Origin of the sequence: Desulfonatronum thiodismutans, assembly GCF_000717475.1 — a bacterium.
In the GTDB taxonomy this organism is placed as follows: domain Bacteria; phylum Desulfobacterota; class Desulfovibrionia; order Desulfovibrionales; family Desulfonatronaceae; genus Desulfonatronum; species Desulfonatronum thiodismutans.
Genome location: NZ_JPIK01000030.1, coordinates 1 through 1256, shown reverse-complemented (window position 1 = coordinate 1256; position 1256 = coordinate 1). Strand labels below are relative to the sequence as shown.

Genomic DNA, 1256 nt, shown 5'->3' with positions numbered 1-1256 from the left:
CAACCCCGAAAGTTGAGTATATAACATGTCGCCCCTTTGGGGCTGAAATCAAGCCCTGAAAGGGCGGAACAAGTACAGCCCAGGGCAACGCCCTGGGATATCAATGAGATTTTTTATCCAGCCCTGAAGGGGCGGCCTAAAAGGGTGAGGCTCATCAAAAAATGCGTAATGCTCCCTTCAAGGCCTGCTCCTCATCGTCAAAAATGGTCACGGATGCGTCCACCATTTCCTCCGAGGTTGGCTTTATGTCCCGCTTTTTGAATGAATTTATGGCTGCCGCATAAAGCTGACCGCGGGAGAAGGCATAATGCTGACTTCGGCGTCGAGAGAAAGTTGGGTTGCATATTTTAAAATTTTGAAATAATTGATTAATATTTAGTTTTTTGTTGAAGGGTTCTACCTGGAATTGGTAGGAGGTAGGGTCTGGAATTTGGGGGGCAGAATTTTGTGAGTTCCGCATAATACCGCTGTTCCCGCGACGCATCCGCGTCGCGGGAACGGGCCGGGGCTGACTGCCCCGGCCCGTTATATGCCTTTGGAGATTTGATGACACCTGAACAAAACTTACTAATTATGAAATGGCAATTTGCAGCAACCATTCTAATGGGGCTGGATTATTTTATATCCGATAGTTTTAGAGAGAAAGCTAATGCATATATCAAGACTTACTTTCAAGGTATGCAAGAAAGGATAGATGCTGACGTTATTCAAGCGTTTAGCGAGTTTAAAGGGAAACTATTTCATGTGTTGATTTCGCTTATTCAAATTGCTGTTGGTGTTGGGTTCTTTGTGCTTAGTCGCTATATAGATGAAAATGCAATATGGCTACTTATAGGAACATTACTAATTGCTGTTTTTTTCATTATTGCCGGATTTAATTTTGCATTTAGTGCTGTTTTTGATTTTTTAACAAAATTGGGAATAGCTGCTCCTTTTAGATTTCTTACAACATTTTTAGTTGGTTCGCCTAAAGGTCCAATAGCGGCAATTGGCTTTATTTGTTTAATTTTCTCATTCTATTTGAGGTATTCGTATAATGGCATATAACAAGCAAAGGCAGCAGACGCGTACCGCGCAGCTGCTTTGAGCGTAGCGACACAAAGAATTCCGATTGAGGTATTTTAATTTCTATGAAGTCATTTTTGGGTTCGTTTTTCGGCAAGATTACTGGCTCACTTTTTATTGCCATCTGCGCACTGCTTGGGTTTGGTCCCGATGAATGGGCTGAATATCTAATTGACTCAACTTTCGGGGTT

At 42.3% G+C, this 1256-nt stretch carries 2 protein-coding genes; one reads left to right on the top strand and one right to left on the bottom strand.

All coding sequences use genetic code 11. The annotated features are described in order from the left end of the window. Window positions 1-154: 154 nt before the first annotated feature. On the bottom strand, window positions 155-460 hold the full coding sequence (locus GY33_RS0118720; RefSeq protein ID WP_031388785.1) for a hypothetical protein: 306 nt from the start codon (window positions 458-460) through the stop codon (window positions 155-157). 86 nt (window positions 461-546) lie between these two features. On the opposite strand from GY33_RS0118720, the gene GY33_RS0118715 reads away from it, so the two are divergent. Further along, window positions 547-1047 (top strand): hypothetical protein, encoded by a 501-nt coding sequence (locus tag GY33_RS0118715; protein ID WP_031388784.1) that lies wholly within the window; start codon window positions 547-549, stop codon window positions 1045-1047. Window positions 1048-1256: the final 209 nt, after the last annotated feature.

Coding starts and splice junctions, on each gene's coding strand:
- GY33_RS0118715 (WP_031388784.1), top strand. CDS start 547: ATGACACCTGAACAAAACTTACTAATTATGAAATGGCAATTTGCAGCA.
- GY33_RS0118720 (WP_031388785.1), bottom strand. CDS start 460: ATGCGGAACTCACAAAATTCTGCCCCCCAAATTCCAGACCCTACCTCC.